The following is a 1946-nucleotide window of genomic DNA, read 5'->3' as shown; positions in this document are numbered from 1 at the left end:
TGAGTTCCTTCAACCGCGGGCAAAGATCAAAACCAAGCAAACGGGCATGTGACATGGCAAAGTCGGTGTAGCCATGGGTATCCACAGCAAGCTGGCTGGTCTCCAGCTTTTCTTGGCGGATGACACCTTCAATGGCCACGCCCGCCTGGCGCTCATTGAGCACAAAGGGCTGCGCATGGAAGATGCCCCACCGGTCTTTTACATGGGAGTAGATTCCAATGGAAGGTGTGTTGCGCCGAGGATCAAGCCGGGCTTGCCACACCCGTTTGGTGGTCTCCATGCTCATCATGTCAGAAGATGCCAAATCGGACCGCCCCCAGGTGGCGGCAATCGGGTGTCGCTGCATGAATTCCAGCACAGCCTGGCAGGCCTGGCTCAGACGCCGTTCGTCCCGCGCCCAGCGCATGGCCTGGCGAATGCTGGTGGCAGACAATTGCGGAATCATGCGCGCGCATTCGACCGCAGTCAGACTGGTGCCGTGGGCCATGATGCCGGCATAGACCATCAGCAGCTCGTCGGTAGAGCGCGGCTCACGTCCGAGCATGATCCAGCTAAAGCGCACCTGGGCGTCAACGGCCAGAATCACTTCCGGCAATTGAACCTCACCGATGCGGTGATCCAAAGCCGCGCGCAGCTTGGTCACTTCTGGGTCTTCGTCCTCTGCGGGCAATGGCGACAAATGGAGTTCATCATCCACGCGCAGTACGCCACTGCGGGCTGCAGCGGCCACCGCATCGACACCGGCAGTTACTCTGGCCAGCAAAGGCTTCAAGAAAGTGGCAGCCTTGCTGGGTAACGATAGACGGGCATAGTGTTTCTTGGACTCTGCCTGCCAACGCTCGTCCGTGAAGAACAAGCGCGCACGACCCCGAAAGCTCAGGCTGTGCTCAATCCAGACCGAGCCATTGCGCACCGCGCGGCGCAGGGCAAACAGGGTGGCCACCTCCAACGCCTGAAACGCCCGTTCCCGGTCTGGGCTGGAGATCGAAACCTGCCAGATCATTCCCAGACTTGGTGCCACCACTTCAACTGGCAGCTTTCTGGATCCTTTGAGATATAAAGCTTGCAGCTTGGCAAGGTACTCGATGGCAGGATGCTCGCCGGTGGCCTGCCAGGGCAGCTTTGCAATGGCGACGAGCAACGACCGCACGGGGCGAATTCCATCAATCAATCCCTCGCGGACCAGGGAGGCCCTGCTCGGTGGTTTGCGTTTCTGGGTTTCGGTGATCAAGGCTTCAAGACGGGCACGCAACTCAGCATCTGGCACCGCACCTTGCGCGCTCAAGGCAACAAGTTCGCCGAGCAGCGTTTTGTACATTGCGGCCCAATTGACGGTAGCGGGGACATCGGCGGCAGCCTGACGCCACAGATCGGCGATCCGGCGCTGCACCATAAGGATCAACTGGTCTGTGGTGGTGAACAGGCAATACCGAAGAAAGCATGCGACCTCCACGGTGCGCGCTGGCTCTTTGATCTTGGCTCCGGCTGAGGGCGGCCTGGAGACAAGTCGGCGCGCGTAGCGGCGCAAGATGAGATCGGGGATGTCTGCCAGGTGCTTATGAACGTCCAGCGTGTAAAGCAGGTCGATGCGCTCCAGTACCTCGCTGATTTGGCGGGTTGAGTGTTTCGCCGGTGCAGCCCATAGCCAACTCTGCTGGGTTTGTCCATCTGGGCGCAGCTCTGAAACTGAGGCTCGCCAGCGATCAAGTGTTGCTGGATCAACGCTGGCGGCGATGGCGGTGCCTGTTTCAACTTCAAGCTGGGCAAGTGCCGCCGCAATCAGTGTCCGAATTGCCCGCTCGTGCACGATCACCAGCTTGTTCTTGTACAGCCATTGACGCGCCCGCACGAGTAGCTGATCGCGGTCGGCGCAGCGCGCCACTTCGTCGCGCAGTTCACGTACCAGTGAGCGGCGCTGGTGCTCGCTCATCCACTGGAATCCAAGG

At 60.1% G+C, this 1946-nt stretch carries 1 protein-coding gene; it reads right to left on the bottom strand.

The features are described from left to right. Positions 1-1946: Tn3-like element IS1071 family transposase (locus tag N878_RS19085; protein WP_021445170.1), on the bottom strand; the 1946-nt coding region annotated here is incomplete at both ends.

This window comes from Pseudomonas sp. EGD-AK9 (assembly GCF_000465935.2).
Taxonomy (GTDB): domain Bacteria; phylum Pseudomonadota; class Gammaproteobacteria; order Pseudomonadales; family Pseudomonadaceae; genus Aquipseudomonas.
Note: the sequence above shows the minus strand (reverse complement) of the source record. Positions and strands in the feature narration are given on the sequence as shown.